Genomic DNA, 17,652 nt, shown 5'->3' with positions numbered 1-17,652 from the left:
AAGAGCACAGCCAGCCGCTGTGCTCTTTAAACTGGAGCAAATAATTCTTCTAATAATAAGGCCACTGCACCAAGTGCTGTCGCCCGCTCTTCCAGTTCACTAATATGAATCTCTGTCTTCGCTGCTTTATCCGTGAGCGCTCTTGCTTTTATCTCTTCTTTCAGCGACGGAAGAAGATAGGCCGCACTTTGCATTACACCGCCGCCCAATATAATACGGTCCGGATTCAAGAGATGAATCAAATTAATCAGTCCGATGCCTAGTGTTCTGCCGGTTTCTTGCAAAATGTTTCTTGCTGTCTCCTCGCCCCTAACAGCTGCCTGGTAGACAGCTTCTCCGCTTATCATTCCAGCTCGCTTGGCAATAGCCGGCCCGCTGGCAAAAGTCTGTAAGCAGCCGCGATTTCCACATGCACATATTTCTCCATTCAAATCTATAGACATATGACCGAATTCGCCAGCAAGTCCTGCTGCCCCGTGAAGCAGCCTGCCTTGAATGATAATACCAGCGCCAATTCCGCTTCCTATATTAACTGCAACGATTGTTTCATATGTATCGTACTTGCCAAACCATGCTTCACCAAGTGCCATGGCGCGCGCATCATTCTCCACTTTAACAGGTACACCAAACGCACTTTCCATTTCTTGCTTAATCGGTATATTATGCAGCTTTAAAATCGGGGCCACCTGTCCTATACCAGCTTCTGCGTCAACTACTCCGTGCATGGCGATGCCAATTCCCAAGATATGCTCTCTCTTCACCGAATAACTTTCCAGTAAATAATCTACAGCTTGAGACAGCTGCTTTAGAAATTCGCGATTAGTATATACTTGAAGATTACGGGAAATAGTACCAATCACCTCACCAGTAAGCGTCGTCAATATACAATCAACTGTTTCCGGCCCGGCATCCACCCCAATGACAAACAATCCTTCTGTTCGAATACGGAGCATCTTCGGTTTCCGCCCGCCGCTGGAAGATCCAAGCGTACTCTCCACCACTAGTCCTTGTTCTATCAATTCCTTGACGATTGTACTTACAGTTGGAGGTGTCAACCCTGTCTCCTTGGCAATATCAGCCCTTGATATGGGGGCCGCTAATCGAATCTTATTCAATATTAGTGATCTATTTACTGTTTTCATTAACTGAAATGTACCACGCTGCATATGAACCGCTCCACTTTTTTGATACTCCGAGTATAGCATGTTTACACTGACGCCAGCTTCTCAAGAAAATCTCAGACTTGGATTACTTTTATAGCGCTTGCTGGGTTCCCGCCCACAACTGTATTGGCAGGTACATCCTTCGTCACAACTGCTCCTGATCCAATGACTGCGTTATCCCCAATCGTCACGCCAGGATTAATAATGGCACGTCCGCCAATCCAGACATTATCCCCAATGGTTACCGGCTTCCCCAGCTCGTACCCGGAATTACGCTCCGCAGGATGAAGCGGGTGCGTTGCTGTGTAAATGTGCACACCTGGAGCAAGCATACAATTATCACCGATTTTGATCTCACAAATATCCAGCATCACACAGTCAAAGTTCGCATAAAAGTTCTTCCCGAGATGAATGTTGTATCCGTAATCACAACGAAAGGTAGGTTCAATGTAAGCACAGCCATCCGAAGAGCCAAGAATCAGTCCGAGCAAATCCGCTCGTTCCGCATGTTCATAGCTCGTCGAGTTATTGTAACGCCTAACCAGCTCCCGAACTTCCATACGTCTGTCAGCTAATTCCTTATCAGAGGGCCGGTAAAGCTCACCAGCAACCATCTTTTCTCGTTCTGTCTTCATTTTGCTCTCCTCTCTCTATTATTCTCACAGATTATGTTTCTAATGTTATAAAACTCTTAAACGATGTCCATACTGTTTCTATTATATCGCAAAGGAGAATCACGATGCATACCGCCATGAAAGTTGCACTACCTATTCTTTTTATACTCGTTGCCATTTTATTCATCTTGCCAACCCAAGCAGACGCTAGCACCTCCCAAACAGGACAGACAACAGCAAATCTAAATATTAGAGCCGCTCCTACGACCGACGCTGCTATTCTCGGAAAATTCCCGGCAGGTACACAATTTCAATATATTGATAGAGGCGATGGGTGGGGGCAGATTACAATTCATAGTCAAACGGGATTTGTCAGCTTGGATTATGTAACTTCTGTACAAATGCAGGCAGCACCTGCTCCGGAAGAACCATCAGAACCAGCTCACCACCCTATCCGGAAGATTATTATTGATCCAGGACACGGCGGGAAGGACCCTGGAGCCATTGGAAACGATACAGTAGAGAAATCGGTAGCGTTATCTATCTCCAAAAGACTGCAGAACCAATTGCTTCATAACGGGTTTGATGTAAAAATGACACGCAGTGAAGATATCTTTATTCCATTAGCAGACCGCGCCAGCATATCAAATAACTGGGGAGCAGATATTTTTGTCAGCGTACATGCTAATAGCGCAACCACTTCCGCAGCACAAGGACTGGAATCATACTATTATGGATCCAGCAGCAGCGGGAAGCAGCTAGCTTCCAGTATTCAAACAGCTCTAGCAGCTAATACTGACAATGGAGACCGCGGAACACGCAGTTCTGATTTCTACGTATTACGACACACATCCATGCCAGCCGTACTTGTAGAAACTGGATTCACCTCTAATCCGACTGATGCTGTTCTACTCAAGGACACAGGCTATCAAGACAAAGTTGCAAACTCTATTGCAGATGGTATAAAAAATTATGCGAGTTAAAAGGCTGCTCACGAAGCAGTCTTTTTTTACATAATATTCACACTTATCTTCCCGTATAATTGTATAATCAGTAAAAGAGGAGGGGAAATTAATTGAAGTATATTTTCGATTTTATTTTAGCTATAACACTAACGGGATTGTCTTACTACATAGGCAGCTTATTTTTCCGGCATGGATTGCCAATCTGGCAAGCCCTAATCATCGGTTTCTCTGTCGTCAGTCTGGGGGCACTAACGGAGGCGCTCGGTGCACCTATTTGGCTCATTGTATTGCTCCCTTTTCCGGTTGGGATGCTGCTATTATATTTATTCCTGCAAGTCCCAGTCCCCAATTGGTTCCTCACCTATGCAACAACACTCGCTTTATACACCGTCATGCACATTCCAATGAGCTACTTCTTCCAATTTCACAGCTTAATTCCAGCTTGGAAACTATCTTAATAAGGAAAAAGGAGGTTGCTTTCAAGCAATCTCCTTTTTCCAGCATGGCATGTCCTTTATCAAACAAAAATAAGTCTATTTCAAAGCCAGCAAATAATAGCGGGATGCTTTTTCAAAATCCCGATGGTCTGTATAGTACTTCGCAAACCGCTCTGCAAAATGACGTACTTTATTGCTGTCTTGAATGGATTGGAAATACTCAATCCCTTCCCGCCAAACGCCTTCCAGGCTGTCCTGGTCCACGTATTGCTTATGAAGCATGGCAAACATCCATTTGTAAGCATCATCGTCACGTTCTTTGCTCAGCGTAAAACCTTCTGCAAAATACTGCATCGCGCGTTCTTTCAAACCAAGGCGAAAACTGCATTCGGTTACATAATAAAGACTTTTTATATAATAGTCGGGATGCTTGTACCCCATCGATTGTTCCATATGAAAAATGGCCTTCTCCAATTGATTCTTCTTGAAATAAAGCACACCCAGGTTATGATGCACATATAACGGCAGCTTTAATTCTGACTGTGATGCATCATGTTCTAATGCTGCTTGGAACAGTTCTTCTGCTTTGCGGAAGTTAGCTGCTTCCATGTAATTCAACCCTTGGAGCAAACGGCACTTCGCAACCTGCAGATCTTGCTTATAGCGTAACGCCGATTCAATTGCTTTATCTGCATTCAAGATCGAGAAGGCAGTCATATTCATATGATAGTACGTATTCGCCAATTTATAATAAAAATCAGATACTTCCCGATGATCAATTTGCCCTGTTAAAAATGACTCCGCACGTTCGTATTCAATAATTGCTTCTTGAAGCTTGGACTGTCGGTAAAGTAACAATCCTTTAAAGAAATGGTAATAATAAAGATTTTCGCTGGTGAGCGCAAATGCATCAGTAACGCCTTCCAAAAGTTGCCCACCCTTTTCCAAGTTCCCTTTCAGCGTTTCCAAGCGGGCCTCGTACAGCATACTCCTTGCAAGCAGTTTCTCGTCACGAATAACCATTTCCTGTTCAGCTATCTTAAATCGGACATGCTCAGCAGCTTTTATCTGCTCCGACTTGATATTTTCATACAAATTATCAAGCAGCAATGTAAACATTTCTGTTTGTTTCAAATCTGTCTGGTGCATCGGCTCACCCTCCTTCTATTCATAGGAACCATCGGTTGGTTAACGGTAATGTTTAGGAGTTAGCATCAAAAAAGATCCACCAGGTGGTGAATCGGGCTATAACAGCTTTTTCCCGTATATTCGATATGCTTTATCATCCGGATAAAAGGAGTCTTTCAGCAACTCCCAGCCATTCCGTTCATATAGACGAATCGCCCCCGTATTTTTTTCTCGAGTTGTCAGGATAGCTGTTTGATTAGGAACAGCGGCAAGTACTTGCGTTAGCAGCGACGTTCCGATTCCTTTTCCGCGCATTGTTGGTGACACTGCTAATTCTACTATTTCAAAGCAATCTTCGAGCCAAGAGGATTTACCATTCTCCTGCAGCGCTGAATGCAATAAGTCATGATAATATTGTCCCTGTTTCGAGATATATCCGTATACCAACCCCACTATATTGCCTTTTTCGTCTAGCTGTACGAGTCCGCAATATCCCGGATACGTACTATGGCGCACAAAACGAGGGGCAATCGTTGCGTCCTCCACTTGCCATGCTTCTTGGTAGAAAGCTGCTGCCGAAACAATTAGCGGAGAATCTATTGTTAAGGTCTTCCTTGTCATGCAGGCTCACATCCGTTTCCTTTTTCTATCCATTATAAAGGAAGCTTCAATCAGTGTGCACCTTTCTTTGCATGGACTCAGAACGTAAACTGTAAGCATAAACTTTTTTCTTTTTATATTTAAAAACATCTACTCTGTCTCCATAGGGATAAAGATAATAACGCTCATTGATTGTTTCGATTTCATATGGAGTTCCTTCAGGAGCTGGCGGATAGTAATACTTTTCGAGAAAATTAGACGCATTAAAAGCATCTACCAGACGCTGTTTCTCCTCATCTGATAAGACTTCTCCATCTTTCTTTACAGAGACATCATATGATAAGGATGGGTGAAGCTGAAATCTTTTACCTACCTTATCAACGACAGCACTGGGGGCAGAAGCAGCTAAAATCTTAAACAGACTAGCAACAATCAATATAACAATAAAAACCCACGACATATGCTCGCCTCAATTCCATTTTATCCTGCTAATAATACCACATTTCCCGTCCTTCCACTTATCGAATTTTGACAAGTAATTGACAGATACGTCTTTGGTTCTATACCATCAATCGCCAGCTGCGTTTATACTGGAAAGGAGGTGAATAATCTTGAGAACTTCTAAAGTCTTAACAAGTATCGCACTTACATTAATGGTTCTAATTTTAATCGGAAGTCTCGTATTCACCGTCACACTGCCGCAGAACGATTCTTTGGAACAAGCCGTGACGACGTTCTTGGAAAATGATCCGAAATATCAGCGACAGCTGGAAGCGGACGAAGCCTCTTCTATTTCACTCAGTGACATGGCAGCTGAGACACTATCTGTGCTGCAAATTTTTCTCATCATCCCTACGGTTTATATCGCAATTATTTGTTTAATTGTATTGATCGGCTTCTTGTTAATCTCCAAGAAACCGCGTGCAGCTCGCTTCACTTTATTTAGCGCAGCAATTCTATCTTTAATAACCATTATTGTCCCTATCTTATTGTTTATTGCCGGCGGGAAGCTAAAAGGCCAACCTGCATAAGAAAATCTCCTCCCGATCAGGAGGAGATTTCTCTTCTTCTTCTTATTTTCTAAGATGGGACACAAACAGACCCAGCAAGCCTCCTAATATGGAAGGTACTAGCCACCCAAGACCAACTTCGTGAAAAGGCAAAATCTTTGTGTAAAGATCATTGACTGCTGCAACTTGCAGTCCAGCCTCGTTTAAACCATCAAAAATACTCACACAGAATGTCAGTGCAAGACTGCCGATGTATACTCCTCTTCTCCCTTTAAATAGCGAATGAAGGAATGTCAGGAACACAAGACTGATCGTAATCGGATAGATTGCCATCAATACCGGAACAGAAATGGAAATCAGTTGTGTAAGCCCAACAGTTGATACAATCGCACTAAAGATAGCCAGGATAACTGCGAAAGTCCTATAAGATATGCGCGGCATTAATTCATGAAAGAAAGCTGAACAGGATGTGATTAAACCCACACTTGTTGTCAGGCACGCGACTGTAATCATTAAACCAAGGAATATTTCACCCCAAGCACCGAAATAATGGTTTGAAACATCAGCCAAAATTTCAGCTCCATTATTCAAATAACCAAGTTCACTGACACTAGAAGCTCCCATAAAAGCAAGTGATGTATAAATCACACCTAAAACAACTGCTGCAAGACCAGTTGCTAGTAAGCACACCTTCATGACTGTCGCTTTTTTAGTTATTCCCTTCCCTTTAATAGCGTTCACAATGATGATTCCGAACACACATGCTACCAGCGCATCAAGTGTTAAGTAGCCTTCTTGGAATCCATTAAAGAAAGCATTGCTTCTATACTCATTTGTCGGTTCCTTCATTTTTCCGATTGGATATAGTATTGCAACTAGTACAAGCAAGCCAATAAACGTAAGCTTGATTGGCGTTAAGAATTTCCCAATTATATCAATGATCTTCGTCGGATTTAATGACAATAAACACGTGATTAAAAAGAAAATAACCGAGAAAACAATCAATGGAAGCGGACCTGGATCTGCAGACAAAAATGGCTGCTTCAAGCCAATCTCATAAGATACATTCCCCGCACGCGGAATGGCGAAGAACGGTCCGATCGCAAGATACAAAAGAACTGTGTAAACAATTCCAAAAACCGGATGAACTCTGCTGGATAATGACATAAGATCTTTCTCACCGGAGAAAACAAAAGCAATGATACCGATTAAAGGCAGTCCAACACCTGTTACAAGAAACCCTGCATTTGCTCCCCAAATATTTTCACCAGCTTGCTGCCCTAGCATCGGCGGAAAAATTAAATTTCCTGCTCCAAAGAATAAAGCAAAAAGCATCAAGCCAAGCATAATCGTAAATTTACCTGGTACTTTCTGTGACACACCAAAACCTCCAACTAACTTTTCGAAAAGTCTGATAAATAACGCAGTAAAAGACTGACTTTTGTCATATTTTCTGACACAATAGAAGTTAGTATAATACTGAATTAGGCAACATTCAAGGAGTTTTTTTAAGGAATTTTCTGCAAAACATTCACCCTATTATATTTATGCATAACAAGGATAAGCTGTCTGCTAAACAATTCTTTGCCAGTCTAACTAGTTTTTTATAAAAACAGTATGGTCAATTTCCTGTTCTTCTAACCTATAGTACGCTGTGTCTTCTCCCATAAGCCGAAGACATGGAATGAATTATAAACCAAATTACTGAAATCTAAAGTCGAATGAAAAGCCGAACGATTCTGGAATTTACCTCAGAATCACTCGGATTTTCGTGAATAAATCGTCATTGTTTCACTTTCTTTTATAACGCATTTATAAACCTCACAAGCATCAGAATAGCCATTATCCATATAAGTCCTGCTGATACGCGATTGAGTACAACTATTATCTTACCTTGTGTATCTAATCTCCCTACCAGCCTTCCCGCGGCTGCTAATCCGATGAACCAGATCCACGAAACAAGGATACAGGCAATGGTGAACGCCCATTTTTCCGTCCCGGTATATGTCAACGAGCTTGTCCCAATAACACCAACAATATCTAAAATAGCATGCGGATTTAATAAGGAGACAGATGCGGCAAAAGCGATCTGTTTACGAGGTGGAAAGCGTTCTTCTCCCGCTTGTGTATTGTTCGGAGCTGCCTTCCATAAGCTATATCCAATATAAAGAAGAAAACAAGCTCCTGCTCCGTATCGTACAACTTGAATCCACGGAACACCCCATACGAGTACAGAAATTCCGCTGACTGCTATGAAGATCATTATTGTATCTGCCATACCTGCTGTAATAACAGTCGGTAAAGTATACATAGAACGCTTTTGAATAATCCCTTGATTGAATAAAAATACATTTTGAGCCCCTAGAGGCAAGATGAGACCGAATGCCAGAAGAATACGTAGCTAATAGAAAAAGCCTGTATGTTAGATGAGCAAGTAATCATCGATACAGGCTTTTTTCACGATTCATATAGTTGAACGAGAATCAGCATTTATATAATACACGAGATGGTCAACCCACTGATCTTCTTCTAGAATAAATCCTTTTCTTGTGCATTCATATGTCATTCCGACACACTTTGCTAAATTGTATGAAACGTCATTATCAATAGCTATATGCGCTTCAATGCAATGGAAACCTAAGTCGTTAAAGGCAATTTTAAGTGCTTCCTTCACTGCTTCCTTGCCATATCCGTTTCCCCAATGCTGATTGTGAATGGTATAACCTATTCTAGCCCATTGAAAATGCATTCTGGCTAAAGTAGAGAAATCCACCATTCCCAGATGTGTTCCTTCTGACTTATGAAAAAGACCGAATACATGTGCAATATCACTCACTGCCTTCTTCTGGTGCTGTTCTACTAGATCAAGGAACCATCCTTCTGTACATTCACTCATATCAATTCTTCCAGGATCGTGTTTATGCTGCCATTGAATTGCTCAAGCCAATTCTTATAGTCATTTGGCTGCAGTGGTCTCACTATCAATCTTTCTGATTCCGATGCAGCATCAAAACCTTTTTCAGCAGCTATCAATGTGACATCTCCTCTTCTTTTTTCCCATACAAATAAAGTTTGTTTTATTCATATGCTTCCTTCTGATTCCCTAGATATCACACTTCCTTATATCGCCATACAATTTATCCTAACCATTTCAACTGAAATTCCTCTGCTGAAATTGGCTTTCCTATTAGGTAGCCCTGCACAAACGTACAGCCCTTCTCTTTTAGAAAATCGAGTTGATCCTGTTCTTCTACGCCCTCTGCAATAACATCCAGCTCCAACTGATTGGCCATAACCAAAATCGTTTCGACGAGCACTCTGTTATTCCGATTCTGCATCATATCGTAAACAAATGCCCGATCAATTTTCAGCGTATGTACAGGCAGGCGCTGAATATACTGCAGGGAGCTGTACCCTGTCCCAAAATCATCAATGCTCATTCGTACACCAAGCTGATTAATATGTGCGAGTACAGCAATAGCATGGGCGTCACTAAACGGAATATTTTCTGTAATCTCAAGCTCCAGATAAGCTGGATCCATCTCAAATTCACGCAGAGCTCCCTCCAGCTCTCGCACAAATTCAGGATGAATAAATTGATTAACAGATATGTTTACAGCCAAACTTATAGGCTCGTATCCTTGTTCTTTCCAGTCACGCCACTGCCTGCATACCTCGCGAATCAGCCATTTCCCTAGAGGTATAATGAACCGGGATTCTTCAGCTAACGGAATAAATTGATTCGGCGGCAGCAGACCTTGCTTCGGGTGATTCCAGCGCATCAGCGCCTCCGCTCCTGCAACTGTTTCTGTTTCCAAGCGATACAACGGCTGAAAGTGAAGAAGGAACTCCCCTCGTTCCAGCCCGTAGCGCATTTCTTTCTCCATCTCAAGCTTGGATTGTTCTACAGGATGAAGCGATTCATCATAAAATAGCCAGCGCTTTCCAGGACTCTTTTTTGCTGCGTACATCGCAATGTCTGCTTTTATTTTCAGCAGCTCTACGTCTTTGGCGTCCTTTGGGTATGAACTAATTCCGATACTCGCTGACACAAATACTTCTTTTCCATGCAAATGAAACACTTGTTCAAGCGCTTGTACTAGCTCATCTACAGCTGTTTCAATCTTACGTACATCCGTAGATGGCAGCAAAATCAGAAACTCATCTCCACCCTGGCGAAAAACTTCCCCTTCTAACTTGATACTCGTTTGTAAACGTTCTGCCACCTGCCTGAGCAGCAAATCCCCGACTCCGTGATTCATTGTGTCATTTACCCACTTGAATCGGTCCATATCTATAAACAGCAAAGCAAATCTTTTGCTTTTTGCGGCCCATTCGGCGGCCACTCTGTCAAACTCACGACGGTTAGGCAGTCCTGTTAAAGGGTCATGTCCTGCCAAGAACTTTGCTTTTTCCGTGGAGCTTTCGAGTTCTTTGTTCTTTTGCAGCAATTCTTCTGTCCGGTGTAACACCTTCTTTTCTAGCTCCAGCACCAGCGTTCGATTTTCAAACATTGTATACATCTGACGAAACATAATCAGCAAGATAGAAGCTATACAACCAAGCACGATTAAATCAAAGCCATCTTTTCTCACTACAATAACTGCAAGCATAAGAAGTACGCTGATAGTAGAGAACCACAAACGAAAGGAAAATAATGATTTACTAACAGCAACCGCCGGTTCTTTATGGAAAACATCTTCATCTAATTTCTTTGTATACATTGCTGCACTTCCGACTAAAACCAAACCGGCAATCCATAACAAATCTATCAGATGTCCCTCAAAATAGGATTGCTTTGAAAGAAGGTACAAGTAACTTGTATCAGCGATTAGAAAAATGATAAAACCTGCGCATATGAGAAGCAATGCTTTCGAGAAATATTGAAGGCTTAGCGCATTAAACATGCTTACCACAAAAAATAAGATAATAAGATCTCCAACTGGATAACTCAATCCAATTATCTGCGAAAGCAATCCTAATTCATTTGCCCCGTCCCATAGCGGCTGCAGCAAGAACTCCCAGCTTAGGCTGGCTGCAGCAATAATGATAATAACCGCGTCATATACCATTTGATAAAAGGTAACTTCTATTGACCTCTTCCGAATTAATTGTAAGAAAGCCAGCAAATAGAAAATCATCATAAGATTCCAAACTATATCTGCTGTAAAAGTGAGAAGGGAACTCACTTCCATAAAAAAATAGTGGCTATTCCAAAGGATAGTTGCGATTAAGTAGCCTGTTATTGCAATAGATAAGTAAAACCAAAATAATCTCAATGCCGTGTTAGAAGTTTTATATGCCTGAAAAGTCCAATAGGCAGGAAAGGCGGTTCCAATCACTTGGAAGATAGCTGATCCGGCTGCAAGCACGTTTGATGACGCAAAAAGAAGCAAAAAAATAGCATAAGCTATTAAAAATACAGCAATTAAAGTTGCATACACAAAGTAGTTTCCATCTCTTTTTCTTGCCAACTATAACTTCTCTCCTTGATAAAAAAGAATAGTTAAAGTATACGATAACCTGCATAGATTTTATATACTTCAGCAAAAAAGCCGCCTTCACAAGGCGACTTTTCTCTTATTCTGATTTTAAATGCCATGTATGACTTACAAAGTCCCCTTGCAGTGCTGTTGGTATTCTGATTCCGCTATACTCCAGCTCTTCGCCGCTATACACTTCGTCTGTTCCCTGCACATAATAATCCTTTGCTAAATCCAGTCCTTTCATTCGCAGCGCAGCAAGCGGGGCGGCTGGCTCTGCCAGCACACGGTAATAACAAACATAAGCCTCCGTTTTATCTTCAGTCACAAACATCCAAGCTGTCTCATTTCCCTCAAAAGGACTTTTCAAGCGATAAAAGTTTCCAAATTGTACAAGACTCCGAATTTCCTTATAAAATTCTATTTGCTGGCTGACGACTTGCTTCTCCTCTTCACTAAGTTTGGTGAGATCCAATTCGTAGCCGAGATTGCCAGCCATCGCAACATCGCCGCGCATCGCCAAAGAAGTAAAGCGGTGTACCTGGTGATTTGGTACATCGGATACGTGGGCTGCCATCGATGCAACTGGATACAGCAGACTGGTAGCATATTGGATTTTAAGCCGGGATACCGCATCGGTATTATCACTCGTCCACGTTTGCGGCATGTAATACAGGACCCCCGGATCATAACGCCCGCCGCCACCGGAACAGCTTTCAAACAAAATATGCGGAAAACGAGAAGTGAGCGTCTCCATCACCTCATAAACACCAAGCATGTGTCGATGTGCTGTCTCACGCTGCCGTTCGGCAGGAAGAGAAGCTGATCCTACTTCTGATAAATGACGGTTCATATCCCACTTCACGTAAGCAATTGGTGCGCTGCCAAGGATAGCGGATATACGCTTGATGATTTCCTTGCGAACATCCTCCCGGGAAAAATCAAGGACTAGCTGATCACGGCTTTCTGTTCGGTAGCGGTCCGGAACATGCAAACACCAATCCGGATACTCCCGGTACAGCTCACTATCTACTGATACCATCTCTGGTTCTAGCCAAAGACCAAACTGCATTCCGAACTCGTTAATCCGCTTCGCCACGTCTTCCAGCCCATTCGGCAGCTTCTTTTTATCAACAAACCAGTCTCCTAAAGAAGTAGAATCAGAGTTTCGGTTCTGAAACCAGCCGTCATCCAGAACGAACAATTCAATTCCTAATTTGCTGCCCGCTCTCGCGATTTGTTCAATTTTACCGGCATCAAAATCAAAATACGTTGCTTCCCAGTTATTAATAAGAATTGGCCGTTTCTTATCTTTGTGTTCCCCTCTTACAAGATGCTGCTGATAAAAGCGGTGCAGTGTGCCAGACATACCGCCAAGGCCATTTGAGGAATATACAAGGACAGCTTCAGGTGTTTGAAATATTTCTCCAGGTTCCAGCAGCCATGAAAAATCAAATGGATTAATCCCTAATGTTACCCGCGTTGCTGCAAATTGATCAACCTCTGCCTGCGCAAGAAAGTTGCCGCTGTAAACCAGGTGAAAGCCGAACACTTCCCCGTGATCTTCTGTTGTGTGCTTTTCCATTAAACCGATGAATGGATGCTGCTGGTGGCTGCTTGCTCCACGCGTACTTTCGGCAGATTGTATACCTGACTGCAAGGGACGTTTTTCCATATGACGCTCTTTCCCCCACGCACCAGGAAACGTCAGCATATCAAAGTCAGATCGCCGAAAATCAACACTCACACTGGAGGCCTGCAGCAGTTTCAGCTTTTGTTTGCCTTTGTTGCGGAACTGAACTGACCTTGTTACCACATCATAGTTGCTGAAGACGGTATACAATAACTGCACTTCCAAGTCTAAATATTCATCCTGCATCACAAGCTCCAGCGTTTCAGCATCTGCTTGGCCCGCATAGGTCGCTGGCAGTCCTGTAAGCTTTGGTTTGCCGCTATACATACGATGTGACTTATAACGTAAATCAGTTACAGTTGATCCATTTTCCAGTTGAATATGATAAGCCGGCTTCCGAAAATCAGAATTACCATACTGCGGATATTCCTGAGGCAGGTTATCTAAAGAAAACGTTCGATCACGATAATAAGGGTTCGGGGAAAAGGAACGATCTATGTACTGCTGCCGATTGCTATTTCGAAACTGCCGTATTTTTCTCCCCCAATACTGGTGCGTGACATAACCATCCCGCTCCAGCTGTATGACATAACTAGTCGCCTTACCCTGCAGGTGAAACATACGGTGTTTCTCATCGAATTGAATCCCCATTAAATTAGTACCCCCTCAGGATTTATAAATAAATTAGTCTGACGTTTATAGCTGTTTTCGTTTCACCATCCAAGTATCTTTTCTAACAAGCTAAGCCTAGCAAAGAAAGCGCTATCATTCAAGATAAAAAAGCAGAAGGCAATTCTAAGAATAGCCTTCTTCCCCCTTATCTATCTTCAATAACAATATAAGCCGCTTTCACGGGCCCATGAACGCCTACAACCAAGTTCATTTCAATATCCGCAGAGTTGCTTGGCCCCGTAATAAAGTTAATACAAGAAGCAATCGTTTTTCCTTCTTGCACTTGTTTTGAGATTTGCTGTGCTGCCTGGGTCATGCGCGGAACGATAGTGCTTTTTGGTATGAGTGCAATATATTTATGCGGAAGCAGGCTGACGGAGCGGCCTTTTCCTTCCCCAGAAAAAAGCACAACCGTACCTGACTCAGCGAGCGTAATATCGCTGAAGGTAATACCAATATTGGCTTTTTCTGCAATGGCGACATTATCGCAGCCAAGACTTGCATCCCATTCGTGCACAGCAATCCCTTGCGCCGGCCACTTCTCCAGCTGTTTTTGCAGCCCAAATTCTTCGTAACGAGGATCCTGCCATATTACTAGCGGACCGCCATCATAAGCTGCGACTGTCTCCTCCAGCACGCTTGGCAAATCCTGTGCATTGGTTTCTATCAGATCAGTATGGATGAGACGGCATTGATCTCGGAGAATGCTGACCAGTTCATCCGGCGTTTTATTTGTCAGTGTTTTATCTTGCGGCCGGAACTTCCAATTACGAACTGGTCTTTCTGTTTGTACTGCTGTCCGGCTAAGACGGCTGGCGACGTTCGCTAGAAACCTCTCCCGATTTTGTATCATGCATTATCACGCTCCTTGTCATGCTGCTTGAACCAATCGCGGAAACGTTCTTTATTTGGTGCAGGGAAGTCACGAATCTCTGTCCATGCTTTCAACGGACCAGGTCCTTTTGATATTGTTTCATCCTTTGTAAAAGGTTTCATCACAGTATTGGCCATTTTCGACCCTGCTGCGTAAAGCGGATTTGAGGACGCTCCAAGTCCGAATGCTTTCATCGCCAGCTTTTCTGATATAGGGGCACGTCCTTCCCGCTCGACAATTACTTGGCGATGGCGGTGCAGCAGCGTATGCAGCGGAATCTTAACCGGGCAGGCATCGGTGCAAGCTCCACAAAGTGTTGACGCGTACGGTAATTCTTTGAAATCATCGTAGCCGCCTAACAGCGGCGTAAGCACAGCACCAATCGGCCCTGGATAAATAGAGTTATACGAATGTCCGCCAATATGCCGGTAGACCGGGCAAACATTAATACATGCTGCGCACCGGATACATTGCAACACCGATTGGAACTCAGTGCCTAAGATACCGGAGCGGCCATTGTCCACGATAACAAGATGGAATTCAGATGGACCATCAACTTCTTCCGCTGTCCGGGGGCCTGTTAAAGCAGTAATGTAGCTCGTTAGCTTCTGGCCGACAGCACTCCGCGTTAACAGCCCTACAAGCACCTCAAATTCCTCAAAAGTGGGAACAATCCGCTCCATCCCCATCACACAAACTTGCGTATCTGGTAAATCAGATACCATACCGGCATTTCCTTCATTCGTTACTAAGCCCACAGAACCGGACTCTGCAATCGCAAAGTTGCAGCCTGTGATACCAATATCCGCTTGCAGAAATTCTTGGCGAAGCTTTTCCCTAGCATGCAGCGCAAGCTCTTCTGGTTTGGACGTCAATTTGTATTCCAGCTTCTCGGTAAAAACGTCCTTGATCTGCTCTTTATTTTTATGAAGTGCAGGTGTAACGATATGAGATGGCGGATCGTGATCATCCAGCTGCAGAATATATTCGCCAAGGTCTGTTTCAATCACTTCACAGCCTTCTTGCTGCAGAACATCGTTTAAACCGATTTCTTCGGTAACCATCGATTTAGCCTTCAAGATTTTCTTCGCACGCTTCTCTTTTACGATGCCTCTTACATAATCATTGGCTTCTTCAGCTGTAGCTGCAAAGCATACATGCCCCCCGCGCTTTTGCAGGTTCTCTGAAAGCTCTTGTAAATAATAGTCAAGATTGTCTAACGTATGCTGACGTATCTCTTCCCCATGAGATCGCCATTCTTCCCAGTTGCCGAGCTCCTCGGCTGCATCCAGCCTTCTCGTGCGAAGCCGCTCTTGCGCTCCAGCAACAGCTCCGCGCATGAACGTGTCTTCCATCTGCTTATTAACGTTATCCTTAAACTTCTCATTCCCAATTTTCATCGCCATGTCTGTTCCGCCCCCTTTATCTGCTGTTTAATACTTCGGCAATGTGCATCACTTTCACTGGTTTGCCGCGCCGCTGCATTCTTCCCCCGATATTCATCAAACAGCCGCCATCTGCCCCAATCAGATAGCTCGCTTTTGTTTCGGATACTGAATTCACTTTCTCATCAACCATTTGTTCAGAGATATTTCCCATCTTTACAGCAAATGTTCCGCCGAAACCACAGCAGTTCTGCGCATTCGGAAGCGGTTGCATTTCTAAGCCCTCTACATGAGACAACAGCTTCATTGGTGCGTCTTTCACACCGAGCAGCCGTGTCATATGGCAAGAAGGATGATAGGTGGCAATGCCATCTAACTTGGCACCAACATCCTCCACTTTTAATACATCTACAATAAACTGCGTCAGTTCATACGTTTTTTCTGCCAAGCGCTCTGCCCGCGGACGCCAAACCGGATCATCTTTGAATACTTGCTGGTATTCTTTAAACATCGTGGCACAAGACCCGGACGGTGTCACAATTACCTCCGCATCCTCAAACGTGGCAATCATTTTCTTCATTGCTTTTTTCGCATCTTCTACATACCCAGAATTGAAGGCAGGCTGCCCGCAGCAGACCTGTCCAGTCGGAAACGCAATCTCACAGCCCAGTCTTTCCAGTACCTCAACGGTTGCTATCCCAACGTCGGATTGAAACATATCAACAATACACGTCGCAAATAAAGTAACCTTCATGCTCTCACCCCACAGATAAGGTCATCAGATGACCTGTTCTATTGTCTGCTTTCAGCATACTACAAACGCTTACATTTTCCAAGTACTGCCTATACAAAAAAAGCCAACCCTTATCGGGCAGCTTCTCTCTATTCCATATAAGTGCGTAATACATCTTCTACATATTCCAGATGTGAAACCATGGCCTTTCGTGCTTGTTCCGGCTGCTGCAGGCGGATAGCTTGGAGGATTGCTTCGTGCTGTTTGTTTAATTCCTCTGGCGCAGTTTCTGTCCCAAACAAACAGATCTGTCTCGTTTCTTTCATCGATTCTGCTGTTAAATCTGACACATGATGCATCAAGCGAAGCAGTAATTTATTTTTGGCTGCATGCGCAATAGTCATGTGAAAGGCAAGGTCTGCTTTCTCGCCATTTTCCGGGTCGCCTTCATATTGCTTCATCTCCGTGAGCGCTTGTTCCATCTGCGCTAGATCCTCCTCTGATCTATTTCGGGCTGCTGAAGCTGCAATTCCCGTCTCCAGTATGTTACGAACCTCCATAAGCTCTGCTCGATCTTCCATACTCATAAGCAAGGCATGCTGCAGCGGGTAAACAATTTCTTCCGGCTCGAATGCCTTCACATATGTCCCTTCCCCCTGCTTCATTTCCACCAGACCCATCGCCCGAAGTGTAGCCAGCGCTTCACGAATCGCTGAACGTCCCACTTGAAAGTTCTCGGCAAGCTGTGTCACACTATCCAGCTTCTCTCCTGGCTGAAGATTACCGTCTCGTATCATCGCAAGCAGCTCATCTGCTACCTGTTCATATATCTTTTTTGGTTTGATTTGTTTGTATTTCATTGGGTTCTCACCTCCCCCTCATTATAAACGGAAATTTTCCAAAATTTCATTGCTTTTTCAAAAAATAGCATTCTATAATATAAACAGGTCATCAG

Annotated in this window: 18 protein-coding genes; 3 read left to right on the top strand and 15 right to left on the bottom strand. The window is 43.4% G+C overall.

Annotated features, from left to right (window positions below; translation table 11 throughout):
- Nucleotides 1-26: 26 nt before the first annotated feature.
- Entirely contained in the window at nt 27-1,166 is a 1,140-nt protein-coding gene (locus CRO17_RS01840) for an ROK family transcriptional regulator (protein ID WP_097038717.1), read from the bottom strand.
- 71 nt (nt 1,167-1,237) lie between these two features.
- A complete protein-coding gene (maa, locus tag CRO17_RS01835; RefSeq protein WP_097038715.1) occupies nt 1,238-1,798 on the bottom strand; it encodes a maltose O-acetyltransferase in 561 nt (186 codons plus the stop codon).
- 104 nt (nt 1,799-1,902) lie between these two features.
- Here maa and CRO17_RS01830 point away from each other — a divergent pair, with 104 nt between their 5' ends.
- Entirely contained in the window at nt 1,903-2,760 is an 858-nt protein-coding gene (locus CRO17_RS01830) for an N-acetylmuramoyl-L-alanine amidase (protein ID WP_097038713.1), read from the top strand.
- A 92-nt stretch (nt 2,761-2,852) separates the two neighbouring features.
- Nucleotides 2,853-3,200, top strand: a complete 348-nt coding sequence (locus tag CRO17_RS01825) for a hypothetical protein (protein ID WP_097038711.1) — start codon at nt 2,853-2,855, stop codon at nt 3,198-3,200.
- Between the two features lie 75 nt (nt 3,201-3,275).
- On the opposite strand, the gene CRO17_RS01820 is transcribed toward CRO17_RS01825, so the two are convergent.
- From CRO17_RS01820 to CRO17_RS01810, 3 genes are all read right to left on the bottom strand, one after another.
- Entirely contained in the window at nt 3,276-4,328 is a 1,053-nt protein-coding gene (locus CRO17_RS01820; RefSeq protein WP_097038709.1) for a tetratricopeptide repeat protein, read from the bottom strand.
- 96 nt (nt 4,329-4,424) lie between these two features.
- The gene (locus CRO17_RS01815) at nt 4,425-4,928 is read right to left on the bottom strand and encodes a GNAT family N-acetyltransferase (protein ID WP_097038707.1); all 504 of its coding nucleotides are present in this window, start codon (nt 4,926-4,928) and stop codon (nt 4,425-4,427) included.
- 46 nt (nt 4,929-4,974) lie between these two features.
- The gene (locus tag CRO17_RS01810) at nt 4,975-5,367 is read right to left on the bottom strand and encodes a YfmQ family protein (RefSeq protein ID WP_097038705.1); all 393 of its coding nucleotides are present in this window, start codon (nt 5,365-5,367) and stop codon (nt 4,975-4,977) included.
- A 151-nt stretch (nt 5,368-5,518) separates the two neighbouring features.
- Here CRO17_RS01810 and CRO17_RS01805 point away from each other — a divergent pair, with 151 nt between their 5' ends.
- Complete coding sequence (locus CRO17_RS01805) at nt 5,519-5,938, top strand: DUF4064 domain-containing protein (protein ID WP_097038703.1); 420 nt, start codon at nt 5,519-5,521, stop codon at nt 5,936-5,938.
- Between the two features lie 42 nt (nt 5,939-5,980).
- Here CRO17_RS01805 and brnQ read toward each other — a convergent pair whose 3' ends face one another.
- From brnQ to CRO17_RS01760, 10 genes are all read right to left on the bottom strand, one after another.
- Nucleotides 5,981-7,297: a branched-chain amino acid transport system II carrier protein gene (gene brnQ / locus CRO17_RS01800; protein ID WP_097038701.1), complete on the bottom strand. Its 1,317-nt coding sequence runs from the start codon at nt 7,295-7,297 to the stop codon at nt 5,981-5,983.
- Between the two features lie 421 nt (nt 7,298-7,718).
- Entirely contained in the window at nt 7,719-8,288 is a 570-nt protein-coding gene (locus CRO17_RS01795) for a LysE/ArgO family amino acid transporter (RefSeq protein WP_342748948.1), read from the bottom strand.
- 93 nt (nt 8,289-8,381) lie between these two features.
- Nucleotides 8,382-8,813 (bottom strand): GNAT family N-acetyltransferase, encoded by a 432-nt coding sequence (locus CRO17_RS01790; RefSeq protein WP_342748947.1) that lies wholly within the window; start codon nt 8,811-8,813, stop codon nt 8,382-8,384.
- Nucleotides 8,810-8,950, bottom strand: a complete 141-nt coding sequence (locus CRO17_RS17945; RefSeq protein ID WP_342748946.1) for a hypothetical protein — start codon at nt 8,948-8,950, stop codon at nt 8,810-8,812. The genes CRO17_RS01790 and CRO17_RS17945 overlap by 4 nt, the downstream gene beginning before the upstream one ends.
- Before the next feature lie 104 nt (nt 8,951-9,054).
- The gene (locus CRO17_RS01785) at nt 9,055-11,391 is read right to left on the bottom strand and encodes a putative bifunctional diguanylate cyclase/phosphodiesterase (protein WP_097038697.1); all 2,337 of its coding nucleotides are present in this window, start codon (nt 11,389-11,391) and stop codon (nt 9,055-9,057) included.
- A gap of 106 nt (nt 11,392-11,497) precedes the next feature.
- The gene (locus CRO17_RS01780; protein ID WP_097038695.1) at nt 11,498-13,684 is read right to left on the bottom strand and encodes an alpha-galactosidase; all 2,187 of its coding nucleotides are present in this window, start codon (nt 13,682-13,684) and stop codon (nt 11,498-11,500) included.
- A gap of 166 nt (nt 13,685-13,850) precedes the next feature.
- Entirely contained in the window at nt 13,851-14,558 is a 708-nt protein-coding gene (locus CRO17_RS01775) for a LutC/YkgG family protein (RefSeq protein WP_097038693.1), read from the bottom strand.
- Nucleotides 14,555-15,985 carry a LutB/LldF family L-lactate oxidation iron-sulfur protein gene (locus CRO17_RS01770; RefSeq protein ID WP_097038691.1) on the bottom strand — a complete coding sequence of 477 codons (1,431 nt, stop codon included), beginning with the start codon at nt 15,983-15,985 and terminating at the stop codon, nt 14,555-14,557. The genes CRO17_RS01775 and CRO17_RS01770 overlap by 4 nt, the downstream gene beginning before the upstream one ends.
- Before the next feature lie 16 nt (nt 15,986-16,001).
- Complete coding sequence (locus CRO17_RS01765) at nt 16,002-16,718, bottom strand: (Fe-S)-binding protein (RefSeq protein WP_097038690.1); 717 nt, start codon at nt 16,716-16,718, stop codon at nt 16,002-16,004.
- 128 nt (nt 16,719-16,846) lie between these two features.
- Nucleotides 16,847-17,557: a FadR/GntR family transcriptional regulator gene (locus CRO17_RS01760; protein WP_097038688.1), complete on the bottom strand. Its 711-nt coding sequence runs from the start codon at nt 17,555-17,557 to the stop codon at nt 16,847-16,849.
- Between the last annotated feature and the right edge of the window lie 95 nt (nt 17,558-17,652).

Origin of the sequence: Terribacillus aidingensis (assembly GCF_900215625.1) — a bacterium.
GTDB classification, from domain to species: Bacteria; Bacillota; Bacilli; order Bacillales; family Amphibacillaceae; genus Terribacillus; species Terribacillus aidingensis.
Note: the sequence above shows the minus strand (reverse complement) of the source record. Positions and strands in the feature narration are given on the sequence as shown.